The sequence below is a fragment of the Silvanigrella aquatica genome (assembly GCF_001907975.1).
GTDB classification, from domain to species: Bacteria; Bdellovibrionota_B; Oligoflexia; order Silvanigrellales; family Silvanigrellaceae; genus Silvanigrella; species Silvanigrella aquatica.
Window position 1 is genome coordinate 1,507,597 of the sequence record NZ_CP017834.1, and the last position, 15,552, is coordinate 1,523,148.

A 15,552-nucleotide genomic window follows, 5' to 3' on the forward strand; every position below is an offset into this window, starting at 1 on the left:
TATTTTGATTTTTTTATTTAAAATGAAAGACAGATTTTATTATTAAAGTATATTTTACTTTTTGAGTTATGAATTTATTTTTTATACTATATTCTTTAAATTAAAAGGGTGATTAATGATTGAATTAATTAAAAAAATAGGATTTGTTTTATTAGCATTTGTTTTTGCAATAAGTTGCAATAAAAAAACTGAATTTATTAGAGGAAATAATTCAATAGAAAGTATGACTTATAAAGAAGTAAAGGTAGCCGTTATTAATGGAACAAAATCCACTCAAAATAATAAATTAAATTCGGATAGTTCTTTTACGCAAATGAAAATAAATATGCAATGTAATTCTGTTTATCCCGATGGAACAAATTTAAATCAAAATGATATTATGATTTCAAATCAAAAAAATACTTTTGATCTTGTCAAAGGGAAATCTTGTCAAATTTCGTTAAAAGAAATTACCATCGGCGGGGTTGTATTTAACTCTGTAAATTCGAGTATGTTAAATTTTACAATTTCACCTACGATAATATCACCAAATACGAAAGCATTGGCTTATGTTGATTCTAATAATAATCAATATTATATTGCTGCCAATGCCGATGGAACACAAATTAATATTCAATATGCAACATTACAAGCCGATGCCGAAAATATTCCAATAAATATAATACAAGCAAATCCTGTTACTGTTTCTGTTTCAGGAGTTTCCGTTCCCGTCCTCAATAATTTAAATTTATTTGGTTTAGCTTCCATCAATGGCTCAAGTCCTACTCTTACTTTATATGGTACTGCAAATGGTTTTACCTCTTGTAAAATGATTTTAAGTAGCTCGTTGAATACACCTATTTCTTCTAATTGGAATATTGTCGATACAATTTATAAAGCTGCTACTGTAGATAATAAAACTGTATTTGATTGTACAAATTTTGTTTATGGCGTAATGAATAACTTTATTCAATATGCCAACAATTCATGGGTCATGATTTTTGAAAATCATTTAACAAATAATTTGCTTTCTTCTTATGTATATAAAAATTTAAATGCAAATTTAGATAAAAAATACTCTTTTGGTTTGGATACTTCATTTGGTAATAATGGGTTTTTTAGTATCGATATTCCAACTTTAGTCGTCTTTGATGCTCGCATTATATTAAATTCAAATAATGAGCTAAGTATATCAAATACATATATAGATAAAAAAGTTTTTAATTTTAATTTAGGAAAATTAGATCCGAATAATCCGCAAGCAAGTATAATTAAAATTTTAGCAAAATTAGGCGATGCGAATTTAGAAATTAAGGGTATGCAGTCTATTATGCTTAGCGACAATTCTACAATACTTGCCTACGCTTACAATAGATCTCCTTTATATTTAGTAAAATATAAAGCTTCCGGGGAAATTGATACTTCATTTGGAACTCAAGGAACTATCACTTATTCTTTAAATCAAGATCAATATATGTATATAGACTCACTTCAGATTAAAAAACTAGCTAATGATAATTTTATTATACAAGTTGCAGCGTATAATGGTAGGAATTACGATATACTAATGGGCTACTATATTAAATTTTTAGCAAATGGAGCTGTCGACATTTCTTTTGGGAAAAACGGAGTGACCAATACGATTTCATTACCCCATAAAAATTCATCTATTTCTGATTTTATTATTTTAAAAGACTCTTCATTAGCAAATATTTCATATTCTACTTTGTCTCATAATCATCAAGTTATTATTGTAAAAAATAAGGCAGATGGTTCCTTAGATACGGCATTTGCTAAAAATGGAGTTTTTACAGAAATTTTAACAACTGCTAGCTCAGATGATGATTCTTATGATTCTAATATTGTAGAAGGAACAAATGGTTCTCTTATTTATGCTGTTGATTCTGAAAAGTGTCCTTATATCTCAAAATTAAATAATTTAGGAGCATATGATAAAACTTATAAATCAAATATTCAAAATTCTTTGATATGTAATACTTTACTTGGTTTACTTAGAATAAAAACTTTATCCGATGGAACTTTGAACGGGACAGGTGCTATTATGGATAGTACAAATCCCGATATATTTAAACTTATTTTAATTAAAATTAAACCAGACGGTACTTTTGATCAATCATTTGCTGAAAATGGAATTTATATTGACAATATAAGTAAGAATAAGGAATATGGGTTAGATTTTGTTCTTACTAGTGATAATAAAATGTATTTAATTGGAGCGGATAGCGTTTCAAGTAAAATTTTAGTGTCTAGATATAATTTATAAAATAATTTAATTTTAGTATTTTTATTTTTTGAAATGAGAGGTGAATTAAGGTTAAATCGTTTTTTATATGCCAATTAATTCTTAATTAATGGGTTATTTATGTTTAATTTATTTAATAAAATATAATTTAAAATTTTACTTGATATTTTATTAAAAAATCTAATAACTTCCCATTTAAAAAATAATACAAAAATTTGTGAAAAAAATTTCTAGATGTATAATCTCTTTTTCTATATTGTAATGACCACATAAGTTATGCTCTTAAAAATTGCAATTTTTGTCGAAATTTTTTAATATTACAAATTATTTAAAAGATTATTAAATCCTCAATTATAAAGGGATAAATATGGAAAGAAAATTTTATATTATTTTAATTTTTATTCTTAATATAATTTTTTGTATTAAGTTATACGCAAGAGAAAAAACTTATATAATTTGTACAAATATATATAAGCATTGGTATTGGCTAAAAGATGATAATGATGAATATGTAGAAGTTAGTGGTACATGGAGTATTTGGAATAAATCGAAGAAAAATTCTAAATATTCTATGGAATTTTCATTTAAATACTTTTTACTTGAGAATTCCTATGAATTATTTCCTGTTTTAAAAGAAAATTGTCAAAAAAAATTTGGAATTGATTACTTCATTCCGCAGCCAGCTGAATCAATAAATTCAAGCTGGAACTTATTTGCGCTTAGTTCGGATGAATTTATAGGCGGTTTCGTTGATATGAGCCAAAATATTTCTGTGTATGAAGGATTTTATAAGAATAAAAATTTTTCACGTGCTAAAGTATACTTTTTAAAAGGAAATAATTATCTTGATATAATGAAATCAAATTACATATTAGAGTACATATCTCATAATTTAAGGTATTGAATTTTTAATTTATGTTCTAGTATTAATAATTTGATATTTTTTTATCTAATAATCTTATCGTCAAAGCAATAAAATATCCAGTACTTATAGTTTATTATGTGAATTTTATTTTAATTATTGACTATTTAAAGATCATCAATTAGCTATGAGTGTTTTGATTTGGCCATTATGTTCTATGGGGGGCTCATGTTTTTAAAAGAAAAACTGATATATTTTAAGAAAATTATTTGTATAATGACTTTTTGTTCGTTTATTTTTGCAAATAAAGCATTTGCAGGAAAAAATTTAGGTCAATATTTTGGAGAATATTTTCATTTTTTTAACTCTGGTGAATACTATACATCTGAAGAGGGATTTGAAGAAAATGACATAAATCAGTTTTTAGAGCATCAGGTTACTATGGGCGATTATGGGTATATTGATGATCACCTAGCATTTGAAAACCCCAATTTTTATGATGAATTATCTTTAGTTTCTAGCGACAGTAACTTATTTGTATTTATACTAGGAAAGGATGACATACTTGAGTTCAGTAAAAATATTTATTCGAAATTAATGAAGGAAAATCCTGATAAATCTAATAAAACGGGATTAGATAGAAAAGTAAATTATATTACACTGTCTGAATTGCTTCAAAATAGAGTAAAAGTTATTTTATCTGAAAAAGTTTATATGAGTGATATTTATTCAAGTTTATTAATATTACCTGATATCGAAAGTCTTTCTTATTTACATACAAAAGATTTAATTCTCAATCAAGATAATTTAGGTTTATTTAATAAGATATTAAGTATTTCTAGGAAATATATAATTCCTTCTGTTATGTATAAAGTGTATAAAATTGATAACCAAATGTATGAAAAATTTGATAGACAAAAAAAAGATGAATTTGGTAATAATTTGGTTAATTTAATTAAGATTTCAGAAGAATTGTCTAAAAAGCAAGGAAATTTATTAAAATACAATGACTTTAAAAGTTTTTTGGATAATAATATTGAATTAAAGATGAAAATTTTTAATTCAATTTATAAATCAAATTCAAATACCTAAAGGAGAGCGAATTAGTTCTTGAAGCTTGCAAGAAATAAACGCTTTGATACGCTTTTAGTCAAAGTTTCAACTATAGGATTTATTTCAAATCACACCCAAATATCAAGATCTAAAAAAATCATTCCTTTTAACAAAATTTTAAAATCATAGCGAATAAAACATAATCATAAAAAAATAATTTTAAAAATTTATAAAAAAACCAAACAACATCAAATTGAAATTTTCAATTTCAATTTTTTTGTTACCTTCGAATATTTGTAGTTTTTATTTTAAAAATGTTATATTCGGCCTTGTTTATTTTTAAACTTCAAAATCGGAGGTCAATGAAAGTTTCTAGTTACTTTGTAGGTTTCGCATAGATATACATGTTGATAGGGTTAGCTGATTTCAGATAATTGATAGAATTTATATTTAATTTTATCAAATTTTGTTTCCTAAATTTAGGTGAGCTTATTTTATAACAAGGAGTTAGGATATAATGAAATTTAAAGCAATGGCGTCTGCTCTTATTGGATTTGTTGTGTTACCTTCAATCGCGTTTGCGCAAAACGTAAAATATGAATTAGATCCTGTTCATACCAATGTCGGATTTGGAGTTCGGCATTTAGGAATAAATACGGTTAAAGGGGAATTTAAAAAGTTTTCAGGAACAATAGAATATGATCCGAAAAATCCAACTAAAATAAAAGTTGTTGCTGAAATTGACGCAAGTTCTTTAGATACGGGCAATGAAAAAAGAGATGAGCATGTAAAATCTCCTGATTTTTTAGATGTGGCAAAATTTCAAAAAATTACCTTTGTTTCAAAAAGTGCAAAGCCTAATGGTAAAAATGCAATGAAAGTAACAGGAGATCTGACTATTCATGGTGTAACCAAGACAGTTGTTCTTGATATTACAGATATTGCAGGCCCTGGTCTGAATCCGCTTGATAAAAAGCAACATCTTGGTGCTTCTGCCTCTATTAAAATTGTAAGGCAGGATTATGGTATTACGTGGAACGGTAATGGGATGACAGGAATTGCAGGAGAAGCCGCAGTAGGTAATGATGTAAAAATTCAAATTGATATGGATTCTGTGGGTGAGGTTGCCGCAGGTGCCAAGAAATAAATTTATTTCATAGGCATAAAAATTTTTGAATTGTAAATATTTTAAATAAAAATCTGAGAAGCTTTATTCTGTTCTCGGATTTTTCATACTTAATAAAAAATATTTATTGAAATCATAATTAAAAATTTTATAAAATAAAATTTTTAATGTTCAATTCTCACAACTTCATTGACATTTTCAATAGGAATAATGAAAAAAGGGCGTTCTTGTTTTTCAATTAATTTAATAATATGTTCTTTTTCTATCTGATAATTGCGCAAGGGAATATATATTTTTTCAAAACCTAATTTTTGAGCTTCTTGAATACGTGTTAAAGCATGACTCACCATGCGGACTTCGCCAGAGAGTCCCACTTCGCCAAAAAACGCAGTTTTAGAAGGTAAAGGTTTGCCAAATAAACTAGAAGCCACGGCCGCAGCTGTTGCTAAATCAATTGCTGTTTCATAAATTTTAAAACCGCCTGTTACGTTTGCGTAGACATCGACATTAGATAAATAAAGACCCGCCCTTTTTTCAAGAACGGCTAATAGAATGGTGAAGCGGTTGGTATCAAAACCTGTGGCGAGACGTCGTGGTGAAGCGAAAGATGTCTTGCCAACAAGAACTTGAACTTCAATTAAAATAGGGCGTGTTCCTTCCATGCTCACCGAAATAGCAGCTCCTTCGCAATCCTTTTTATTTTCATCTAAAAATACTGCGCTTGGATTGGGAATGTCGACGAGACCATGTCCCTGCATAGCAAAAACACCAATTTCTCCGGTGGAACCAAATCGATTTTTATTTGCACGCAATATGCGATAGCCACTGGAAGTGTCGCCTTCTAGGTGCATGACGGTATCCACCAAATGTTCTAAAACTTTAGGACCCGCAATGGCTCCGTCTTTTGTAACGTGGCCAATAACAAATGTAGAAATATTTTGACTTTTTGCTGTTTGCATAATGAGGTTGGCGCATTCGCGAATTTGACTGACGTTGCCGGGACTTCCAGGTAATTCGGGATTATAAACCGTTTGTATGGAGTCGATTACCAAAACGTGGGGGCGTGTTTGTTTTGCGGCTTCTAAAATGGATAAAATATTCGTTTCATTTGTGACTAAAATATTCATATTCAGTGAGCCTAATCTTTCGGCACGTAATTTTATTTGTGTGCAGCTTTCTTCGCCGCTGGCATATAAAACTTTAAATCCACGTTGTGCTAATCCGTTGAGAGCTTGTAATAATAAAGTTGATTTTCCAATACCTGGGTCACCGCTCAAAAGAACGAGACTTCCTGTGACAAGGCCGCCTCCTAAAACGCGATCGAGTTCGGGGACGCCACAGAAAATTCTTTTTTCTTCTTTTTCAAGGATTTTAGGTAAGGGGACAACCTCGGCTTTTTGCCCCTGTTGGTAGTTTTGATGCTGGGATTTGCTCACAGTTTCTTCATGAATGGAATTCCAAGCATCGCAATCGGGGCATTTTCCTAACCATTTGGGATGTACTGATCCGCATGAGGTGCAGATAAAAATTTGCTTTAATGAGTTTTTCATGAAGTGAGGCTCCCTTTTTGTTCAGTTGCTTTTTTCAAAGCAGCCTAAGACTTCATAATGCGTGGTATGGCCAAAAGAATCAAATAAACACAAGCTTTTTAACTTAAATCCACCTTCTAAAAGGACGCGCGTGTCTCTTGCAAAACTTGCGGGATCACATGCTAAATAAGTAATAAGTGCTTTTTTATTACAAATTTCAACAATCTTTTGCATTATTGCAATGCCACAACCACTTCGCGGAGGATCTAAAATAACGACGTTCACGCCCTTAAATTCATTGGGGTTTGAAAGTTTCAATTGGAATTGCTCTTCAATAAATTGTTCAACATCTTTTACAATTCCTTGAATTGGTAAATTTTTGTGATTGCTATTGAGAGAATCAATAGCTTCTTTTATGCCTTCAACACCAACACATTCCACTTCCACATTGTTTCTTTTGCCTGAAAAATAGGGGAGTGAAGTAAACACCCCGGCACCACAATATAAATCCCAAGCTAATATTTTAATATTAGATTTTGCAAAATATTTTTGAATAAATTGATCGATATTGTCCTGAATATGCTGATAATAAAGTTTTATACAATCTAAATGTGGCTGAACAAAACTTTGTTTTTTAATTTTAAAGCGTGGGAGTTCAGGGTGTTTTAAATGAATTGTTTGATCATTGGAAATTTCTAAATTTCTTTCAATCATTTTTATGACGTTATTTTTTTCAATTGGGGAATCCATATTAAAGTTTGCGATATGTAAAATGACTTTTTCATCATCGCTTTCTGTGACTTCAATTTCACATTCAATATGTTTTGATAATTTTTTATCTTGAATTTCCTTAAATGATTTCAGTAAATTCTCTTTAACAAATTTTATTTTTTGGTTTATTTTTTCGGAGGTGATTAAGCAGTGTTCAATATTTGTAACATTATTTGAGTTGGAAGCTTTAAATCCTAAGTTTTTTCCATCAAAATGCAATCGAATTCTTCTTCTATAATATTCTCGCTTTAAAAAAATAATGGAAATAAGAGATTCTGCTTCTTTAAGGAAGCGATCATTCCACTTACCAATTCTTTTTAAAGTTTCTAAAAACCATTTTGTTTTAAATTCTGTTTGCATATTTTGTGAAATATGCTGTAATTGGCAACCACCGCATTGACTTGTATAAATACAAGGAGGAGAAACGCGATGTGGAGAAGGTGTTTCAATTTTTGAAATGATGGCATTTTTATAGTTAGATTTTTTAGAAACTATTTCAACTTTAGCAGTTTCATCTGGGAGTAAATCTTTAATAAATACGACAATATTATCATTGCTTCTGCCTATAGCTCTTCCATCTGTGGATAAAGCAAATGCCGTCACAGTTTCTTTATCAAATTTTTTTTGAGTATTTTGTTGAGAGTTGTTGTGAGCGAAGGACTTTTGTCTGTTACGATACTTCTGCATTTTATTACACTATACCTATCATTTAGGAGGAGGCCATGGTTGATCAAATTTAATAATAATATTCGTTTTGCGAATTTGAATTCGTGTTCCTTCTGCTAGGGTGGCTACTGTAGAATTATTCGCATTATCTTCGGCGAAATATTTAATATAAGTAGGCTTGTCTTTCTCGCTTCCAATAATTTTTGCATTAATAGTTCCTTTATTCATAATTATTTCAGAGCCTGAAATTTTTCCTGGATCACCTAAGCATTCTAAATTTCCGCTTGTGGTAATTCGAGAGGCAAGAATACCTTTTTCAACTTTTATGTTACCTTCAACAATAAAACAACTTGATTGAATAAAAATTGCATCTAAGTTTCCTTGAATGCGAACGGCTTTGGAATCATCAGAGGAGTTGTTAGTTTGAATTCCGCTTTTTGCAGTTACATTTCCTTGCACTGTGATTCCTTGTGCTGTCCAAAACTGTTCCACGGTCAAGTCTCCTTCAACGATCCAAGTGAAGTTTCCTTGCAGTTCGCATTTGACAACGACACTGCAAGGAAAAGTAACTTTTTGGATTTGATCGGGGCGTACGTCTTTCACGGTATAGACATCGGCAAAATCAATTTTCCCATTGGGCAGAATTAACGCTTGTCCACCTTTTTCACATTTCATCTCACCATTTTGATCGATGATAAAGTTGGGATGTGTTGTTATGGTAACAATTTTTTTTTCTTCTTTTTCTTGTTTTTCTTGAACATGTGGAATTTCTTGACCAAAAATTGTTTTAGCTTGTACTGCTTCACTGGCTTGCCTAATAATTCCAAAAGGAACATTGGGACGGATTAAATCCTTTGGCATTGTCGGAGGATTTAACCATTTAATTGTAGCAGGTTTTGCTGGAGAATAAGGAATCCCTTTTAATAAAATAAATTCGGAATCAAATTGTTTTGTATTTGATCCAGCGCATTTTTTTAATTCTTCATAGGCTTCTTGAGTTGGTTTTACAGCATAGCCTAGTTTCGTTAAGTACTCACAGATTTGTTCATAGGAGAGTTTTACGATATCAGGAGATATTTGTGTTCGCGCAGGAATGGAAGCCTGCATTGCATCTGGTTTTGCATTGAGTTGAAATAATTTCTTTGCAGAAGGTGATGGCGCTGTATTTGGTGGAGCGGTCTGTGTGGAATTCATTTTTAACTCCAAATGCGCATTAAGGAAACAATGCGTTTTGTAATAAGCTTATCAGAAATTAAAACTTATACCAAGAAATGAAATTAATAAGCATTTGGATGAATGAGTCCCTTAATGGGAGTGAGTAACACAATTTTAAAATCAAGCCATATGTTCCAATTTTGAATGTACCATAAATCGCATTCAATGCGTTTTTCGAGCGACGTATTCCCACGCCAGCCATTAATTTGTGCCCAACCTGTTATTCCTGCTTTTGCTTTATGACGCAGCATATATCCAGGAATTTGCTCTTTAAAATTATCGACAAAAACGGGTCTTTCAGGGCGAGGGCCTACCACGCTCATGTCACCTTTTAATACGTTAAAAAATTGTGGAATTTCATCGAGACTGGTTTTGCGTAACCATTTTCCTATGCGCGTAGTGCGATCATCATTTGCTTTTGCCCAAACGGGACCGCTTTTTTCTTCTGCATTTACATACATTCCACGGAATTTAATACAATTAAATTTTTTGCCATCAAGACCCATTCGTTCTTGTTTAAAAAATATAGGACCAGGGCTACTTAATTTAACCATCAAGGCACAAATGAAATAAATAGGTGAAAATAAAATAATAAATGTGGTAGAGAATAAAATATCAAAAAGACGTTTTAAAAATAATCCATAATGTTGTAATCCCGAGGAATTTAATGCCAATGCGGTAATGCCCTCAAATCGAATGGGATTAGGTTCAAAAAATATTTTTTCACCTAAATAAGGAATGAGTAAAATATCAGATAAGTTTTTGTCTAAATGCATATATATATCATTCACAGATGCAGTTTCATTGGCGCTTGGAACAACAAATACAAGATCTACATTGCTGCTTTTTAAATACATATCAACGGCATTCATTTCGGAAAAAGAATGGCAAGAGAGCAATTGCAAATTCCAATCAGCATGATCTTGAATTGATTTCGCAAGTCTTTTCGAGCTAGGGCCTGTACCAATAATGATGACCTTCTTTTTCGTCTTTTTGAGTTTGAGATAAAAGCGATTAACTTTTCTTACTAGACTTCTTCCAAATGAAAGTAAAAAAGGAGTTATAAAAAAGAATATAATTAAAGTAACACGGCTATAGCGATGTTCATATATAAAATAAGAAAGAGTGACAAATATAAAAAAAGATATAGTATGATTTTTAAGAAGTTGAAAATTTTCTTCCCAAATCCTTCTTTTTTCTAAGGTTTTTTTATAAATACCCGAGGATAAAAAAATAAAAAGATAACTTAGAATAAGTAAGGGTAATAGTCTTAAATAATTGTAAAGCGTGTCTTGCCCTCGTGTGACAGCAACAATTTCTATATTAAATCTAAAAATGAAGGCAATGATCCACGCCAGAACAATACAGCTTATATCGGTAACAGCTCTAAAAATATTTAAAGTATCTGAATGACGGCTCAGAATCATATGTGATCAGTCCTTTGTTTGTTTTGAAGAGATTCGAGTACAGCCATTGAAAATTTTTGTAAGAAGACTTCTGTTGAAAATTTCTCTACATGTTCCAGCATATTAAGCCTATCTTGGGGATTAATTTCACGGTTGAGTGATTTTTTTACGGCTGAGAGCATGTCCTGATGTGAGTTTTCTTCGAAGGTAAAACCTGTGACTTGATTGACAACGGTTTCTTTGGTTCCACCTTTATTAGGAGCTACAACCCACAATCCTGCTGCTGTTGCCTCTAAGGGAACTATGCCAAAATCTTCAATGGCTGGAAACAAGAGCGTATGTGCTTTTTTATAAATTTCAGGAATTTCTTCATCATTGGGATTAATATAAAATTCAACTTGCTTATGAAATTCGGCATAAGCTTTTTCTAAATCAGCGCCTTGCCCCGCTGCAATAACAGGGATATTATTCTCAACTAATAATTTTAAACTTTCAAACATTTTTTTATAAGGAACCCATGCTCCAAATAGTAATACTTTACGAATAGAAGTTGTGTTTAAATGAGGATTTAAATTATTATTAAAGTATTTGATATTAACGGGCGGGTGAATCACTTCAGGATTTTTACCATAATAAAGAGAACACCTTCTCGCAACAAAAGAACTATTTGCAATCATTTTATCAATACGAATGGCGGAAGTGACATCCCAAATTCTGAGTCGGTTTAATAAAAATCTTCTTATAATTTCAATAGGTCTCGACAAAAGTGGCTTTTTTGTAAAGTAACGATGTTCTTGATCCCATGCGTAACGCATAGGACTATGAATATAAGAAACATGAATGCCTAAGGGTGGAGGGATAATTCCTTTGGCAACACAACTGCTACTTGAAATAATGAGATCGTAATTTGATAAATCAAAACTTTCTATAGCGGTAGGCAGCAAAGGTAAAAAAAGCTTATATAATTTCTCAATTCCTGGTACTTTAGATAAAAAAGACCCATAAAAATTATGATTATTTTCTAATTTAAGAACTTTTTTGGGGTTGCCAAACAAATAATAAAAATCGGACTGGGGGAATAAATTTAATATTTGTTCTAATACACGTTCACCACCTCTGCGAGAGAACATCCAATCATGCACAATAGCAACTTTTAAATGTTTTATATGAGAATTAAAAAATTCTTTTTCAACGTGATTCACGGGTTACCTGCAGTTAATTTTTGAAGTTCATTTTGTTCATATTTAATTAACATAGTTTCACATCTTCGCACAATAACTTTACCTGGTGCCAGATTTTTTTTCTTTTCTATGTCGGCACGAGTGGCAATTTGTATTTCTGCACTTTGAGCGCGGCCATGCTTAGAATGATGCACTGCTAAAATAGAGGCTTCTCTTAGAGCCTGAATAGAAGGTTTTTTTCCTCCCTTGGGTTTTTCCAGCCAGACGTGACTTCCTTCTCCCGTGAGAACGTGAACCCAGGTGTGATTTGAGGGCATCATTTTGATCATTTTATCCCCATCTTCAGCAGATTTAGCAACGCGAATAAATTCACCCGTGGATGCAAAATAAATGCGAAAAGGCAAGCGTCCTTCTTTCTCTTCTCTTAATTTTTGTTCTTGTTTTGTTTCCGTTATAGAAATATCAAGGGAATGACAAAGTTTAGATAGGGAAGGGAGATCTTCCTTTATTAAAATGAGATCGAGAATATATTTTGCAAATTTTTGCGCATCACTTTTCTGATGAAAATGTTCTTCTGTATATTTATCAATAAATATTTTTAACTCTTCTGCACTATTTGCAATGAGCAATTGAAAATCAATTTCAGCTTGAATACTTTCGGCAATGCGCGAGGTCAGTTCATTTTTACGACGCTTTAAAACATCTATTTCATGATGTATTTTATTAAGAATATCACCAGGCTTTTCACCTTTTTTTAAATTATAGAAGGCGGGCATGCCAAACTCTTGAATAAATTGAGGGGGTACATACCAAATAAGCGAGCCAGCAGGCCAAAGGTATAAATTTGTTTTTAGACCTTCACTTTGTTTTTGTAACCTTAAAATTTCAGTTTGATCGGGCATGTCTGCTTTTTGTTTTACTATGCGTCGTGATAAAAATTGGAGTTTTGTACGTGCACTTCTGCGAATGTGGGTTGGCAGAATTTCTAGTGCTCTCGTGACAGTCAGCACTTGTGAGCGGGTTGGCAGTTTGTCAACTTCAAGCTGCTCTTCTCTTTTTGGAACAAAGTTTTCTTTGATAACTGCATTATTTTTTTCACTTATTTCCAATATAGGCATGGGGCAGTAAGAAATAAAGGGATATAAAAAACATGCTCTTTTTTTTGTTTTTGTATTTTCTTCGCTCCATTCGCACCAGCTTTCAAAAAAGGCTTCCCCATTGGAAAAGTGATTTCCACAATCTGTGATATAGCGCGTAGGAATTTTATCAAATTTTTTTGCGAGAACAATGCGTGGCGGTTTTGCATCTAAATCTAAAATTAAGCAATTTGGTCCTTGATTTATTTCATCATAATTTTCTAGTTTAAGACTAGCTTCCCCAAATTCAAGAACAATGGTAATTGGTGACATCGTGGCATAAGCCGCCGTGATTTTTCTTCCCTGAACGTACTTACGCGCAATTTGCACAATAGAATTAGGTTGTTTTAAGGGAAGTGGCTTGAGGTGTGCTGTGGAAATTCCACTTTCACCTTTTTTCATGCTGAGTAAAACCGTACTTTTATCATCGCCTGGTTTATACACAGACAAAATAAGTTGACCATGTTCAGATGCTGTAATTTTTTGCAAACTTGCATTGATGCAGCGGTGTAAAGGCGCGGAAAATTTCCGTGTCCATATTGCCAGCTGTGCTATATTCGATCTGATTTCTTGTGTTTTATTAGTATGTAAGGCTGATTCTTTCACAGTTTTCTTCCTGTCATTTTCTTTCGTCTATACAAGGTTGACGACATTTATGCTTACAGTATTGTTCCGGGTGTGTCTATTCTCATATTAGGGAGTAAAGGGTGCAAGAGTTACAAGATATTTATAGGTTGCAAGCTTTTGTGACGGTGGTTCAAGAAGGCTCACTTTCAGCGGCTGTGAACAAGTTGCATATTACGCAACCTGCTCTTTCGGCACGCTTAAAACTTTTGGAAGAAGGCTTAGGTTGTGCTTTGTTAACAAGAACGGCGCGTGGTGTTCGACTCACGTCTATGGGCAAGCTTGTTTATGGAATTTCTGTTGATATTTTAAAACGGATGAATCAGTTGCATACGACCGTTCGTAATCATCTCGAATTGCGTGAAGGATTTGTCCATTTAGGTGGGGGAGCGACAGCCGTAGCCGGAGTCTTTCCCGATGCCATTTCGGAATTCCGAAAAAAACACCCGCAAATACAATTTACGCTGCATGAAAAGGATTCTGCAACGGTTATTGAAGCTTTGCATGATGGTTCTGTTGATGTTGGATTAATTACGCGAAATCCTTTTGTGGCACCTAATGAAGATCCTTTAATTGGATTAAAAGTTCATGGTGAAATTCTCGATACATTAGAAATTATTTCTGCACCTGAAAATCCTTTAGTGCAAATGTCAATGTCTCTTGAAAAACAAGGAAAATCTTTGTTACCTATTCATATCAATAGACAGCCTATGATTTTATTTGAAAGCGGCAGTGCAATTCATGATATTATTGAAATGGAATTCAGAAGATTAGGAATTCGTTTTAGAACTGTAATGACATTAAGATCGACGCAAAGTATGATAAAAATGGTGGAGAAAAATATTGGTTTGAGTGTCGTCAGTTCTCATTCTTTGCGCAATGAAAAAAATATAAATGTATTAAAAGTACAGGGATTAAAAATGGAGCGCTCTATTTTAATTTGTTCCTCTTCAGAGCGCGAATTAGCACCTGCAGCAGCAGAATTTATAAATGTTTTGCTTAAGATCTATAATTAAAGAAACTAAATGAGGGAATAAATAATTTCATGGTATCTCCATTTCAAAACAGCATTTTTCATTTCATTCTTTCTAGAAAAGATAAATTTGTCGCTTCCCCTGTTGCAATTATGGGTGGTTTGAGTGGATCGCGATTTCATGGAAACGAATTGCTTAAAGATGTACCAATTGTAATATTTGACTTTGAAACGACGGGTCTTGATACGCGTCGTTCTCGCATTATTGAAATTGGTGCCATAAAATATCAGAATCGAAAAGAAATTGAACGTTTCTCGCATTTAATTCATCCTGGCATCCCTGTTTCTGAAGAAATCACGAGAATTACGGGTATTGACAACGCCATGTTGGAAGGGAAACCCGATTTTCAAACAATTCTTCCTCAATTTCACGATTTTTTAAGAGGCTGTGTCGGTTTGGCTCATAACGCTGAATTTGATTTAGGAATGCTATTTCATGAATCAAATCGTTTAGGAATTTCTTGTGATTATACTGTTTTTTGTTCTTTAAAAATGGCAAGAGCATTAGTGAAAATTGAAAGACGAAATCTTGACGCACTAGCGCAACATTATGGTTTGACCTTTGAGTCTCGTCACCGCTCTATTGGTGATATTTTGGTTACAGCAGGAGTTTTTTGGTGTATGCTAGATGAAAATCCTGAATTAAAGATTATTTCAGATCTTGCTCCTTATCGTGAGGAAATGCCAGGATAACATGGTATTAGGAAT

At 32.2% G+C, this 15,552-nt stretch carries 12 protein-coding genes; 6 read left to right on the forward strand and 6 right to left on the reverse strand.

Annotated elements, in window-relative coordinates; genetic code table 11:
- Positions 1 to 115: 115 nt before the first annotated feature.
- From AXG55_RS06255 to AXG55_RS06270, 4 genes are all read left to right on the forward strand, one after another.
- On the forward strand, positions 116 to 2,263 hold the full coding sequence (locus AXG55_RS06255; RefSeq protein ID WP_148697274.1) for a hypothetical protein: 2,148 nt from the start codon (positions 116 to 118) through the stop codon (positions 2,261 to 2,263).
- A 346-nt stretch (positions 2,264 to 2,609) separates the two neighbouring features.
- Positions 2,610 to 3,146 carry a hypothetical protein gene (locus AXG55_RS06260; RefSeq protein ID WP_148697275.1) on the forward strand — a complete coding sequence of 179 codons (537 nt, stop codon included), beginning with the start codon at positions 2,610 to 2,612 and terminating at the stop codon, positions 3,144 to 3,146.
- A gap of 186 nt (positions 3,147 to 3,332) precedes the next feature.
- Positions 3,333 to 4,196: a hypothetical protein gene (locus AXG55_RS06265; RefSeq protein ID WP_148697276.1), complete on the forward strand. Its 864-nt coding sequence runs from the start codon at positions 3,333 to 3,335 to the stop codon at positions 4,194 to 4,196.
- A 478-nt stretch (positions 4,197 to 4,674) separates the two neighbouring features.
- Positions 4,675 to 5,304 carry a YceI family protein gene (locus AXG55_RS06270; protein ID WP_148697277.1) on the forward strand — a complete coding sequence of 210 codons (630 nt, stop codon included), beginning with the start codon at positions 4,675 to 4,677 and terminating at the stop codon, positions 5,302 to 5,304.
- A 143-nt stretch (positions 5,305 to 5,447) separates the two neighbouring features.
- Here the strand turns inward: AXG55_RS06270 and radA are convergent, their stop codons facing one another.
- From radA to AXG55_RS06300, 6 genes are all read right to left on the reverse strand, one after another.
- Positions 5,448 to 6,833: a DNA repair protein RadA gene (gene radA / locus AXG55_RS06275; protein WP_148697278.1), complete on the reverse strand. Its 1,386-nt coding sequence runs from the start codon at positions 6,831 to 6,833 to the stop codon at positions 5,448 to 5,450.
- Positions 6,834 to 6,854: 21 nt separating this feature from the next.
- A complete protein-coding gene (locus AXG55_RS06280; RefSeq protein ID WP_148697279.1) occupies positions 6,855 to 8,270 on the reverse strand; it encodes a class I SAM-dependent RNA methyltransferase in 1,416 nt (471 codons plus the stop codon).
- An 18-nt stretch (positions 8,271 to 8,288) separates the two neighbouring features.
- Complete coding sequence (locus tag AXG55_RS06285; RefSeq protein WP_148697280.1) at positions 8,289 to 9,443, reverse strand: FapA family protein; 1,155 nt, start codon at positions 9,441 to 9,443, stop codon at positions 8,289 to 8,291.
- An 83-nt stretch (positions 9,444 to 9,526) separates the two neighbouring features.
- Positions 9,527 to 10,891 (reverse strand): undecaprenyl-phosphate glucose phosphotransferase, encoded by a 1,365-nt coding sequence (locus tag AXG55_RS06290; protein WP_148697281.1) that lies wholly within the window; start codon positions 10,889 to 10,891, stop codon positions 9,527 to 9,529.
- Positions 10,888 to 12,072: a glycosyltransferase gene (locus tag AXG55_RS06295; RefSeq protein ID WP_148697282.1), complete on the reverse strand. Its 1,185-nt coding sequence runs from the start codon at positions 12,070 to 12,072 to the stop codon at positions 10,888 to 10,890. Before AXG55_RS06295 ends, AXG55_RS06290 begins: the two co-directional genes overlap by 4 nt.
- Complete coding sequence (locus AXG55_RS06300) at positions 12,069 to 13,793, reverse strand: NFACT RNA binding domain-containing protein (RefSeq protein ID WP_148697283.1); 1,725 nt, start codon at positions 13,791 to 13,793, stop codon at positions 12,069 to 12,071. The genes AXG55_RS06295 and AXG55_RS06300 overlap by 4 nt, the downstream gene beginning before the upstream one ends.
- A 101-nt stretch (positions 13,794 to 13,894) precedes the next feature.
- On the opposite strand from AXG55_RS06300, the gene AXG55_RS06305 reads away from it, so the two are divergent.
- Positions 13,895 to 14,827, forward strand: coding sequence for a LysR family transcriptional regulator (locus tag AXG55_RS06305; RefSeq protein ID WP_148697284.1), 933 nt, complete (start codon positions 13,895 to 13,897; stop codon positions 14,825 to 14,827).
- Between the two features lie 29 nt (positions 14,828 to 14,856).
- Positions 14,857 to 15,537 (forward strand): 3'-5' exonuclease, encoded by a 681-nt coding sequence (locus tag AXG55_RS06310; protein WP_148697285.1) that lies wholly within the window; start codon positions 14,857 to 14,859, stop codon positions 15,535 to 15,537.
- Positions 15,538 to 15,552 lie beyond the last annotated feature (15 nt).

What these genes read in the sequence shown, in the direction of transcription:
- AXG55_RS06255 (WP_148697274.1), top strand. Translation starts at nt 116, where the DNA reads ATGATTGAATTAATTAAAAAAATAGGATTTGTTTTATTAGCATTTGTT.
- AXG55_RS06260 (WP_148697275.1), top strand. Translation starts at nt 2,610, where the DNA reads ATGGAAAGAAAATTTTATATTATTTTAATTTTTATTCTTAATATAATT.
- AXG55_RS06265 (WP_148697276.1), top strand. Translation starts at nt 3,333, where the DNA reads ATGTTTTTAAAAGAAAAACTGATATATTTTAAGAAAATTATTTGTATA.
- AXG55_RS06270 (WP_148697277.1), top strand. Translation starts at nt 4,675, where the DNA reads ATGAAATTTAAAGCAATGGCGTCTGCTCTTATTGGATTTGTTGTGTTA.
- radA (WP_148697278.1), bottom strand. Translation starts at nt 6,833, where the DNA reads ATGAAAAACTCATTAAAGCAAATTTTTATCTGCACCTCATGCGGATCA.
- AXG55_RS06280 (WP_148697279.1), bottom strand. Translation starts at nt 8,270, where the DNA reads ATGCAGAAGTATCGTAACAGACAAAAGTCCTTCGCTCACAACAACTCT.
- AXG55_RS06285 (WP_148697280.1), bottom strand. Translation starts at nt 9,443, where the DNA reads ATGAATTCCACACAGACCGCTCCACCAAATACAGCGCCATCACCTTCT.
- AXG55_RS06290 (WP_148697281.1), bottom strand. Translation starts at nt 10,891, where the DNA reads ATGATTCTGAGCCGTCATTCAGATACTTTAAATATTTTTAGAGCTGTT.
- AXG55_RS06310 (WP_148697285.1), top strand. Translation starts at nt 14,857, where the DNA reads ATGGTATCTCCATTTCAAAACAGCATTTTTCATTTCATTCTTTCTAGA.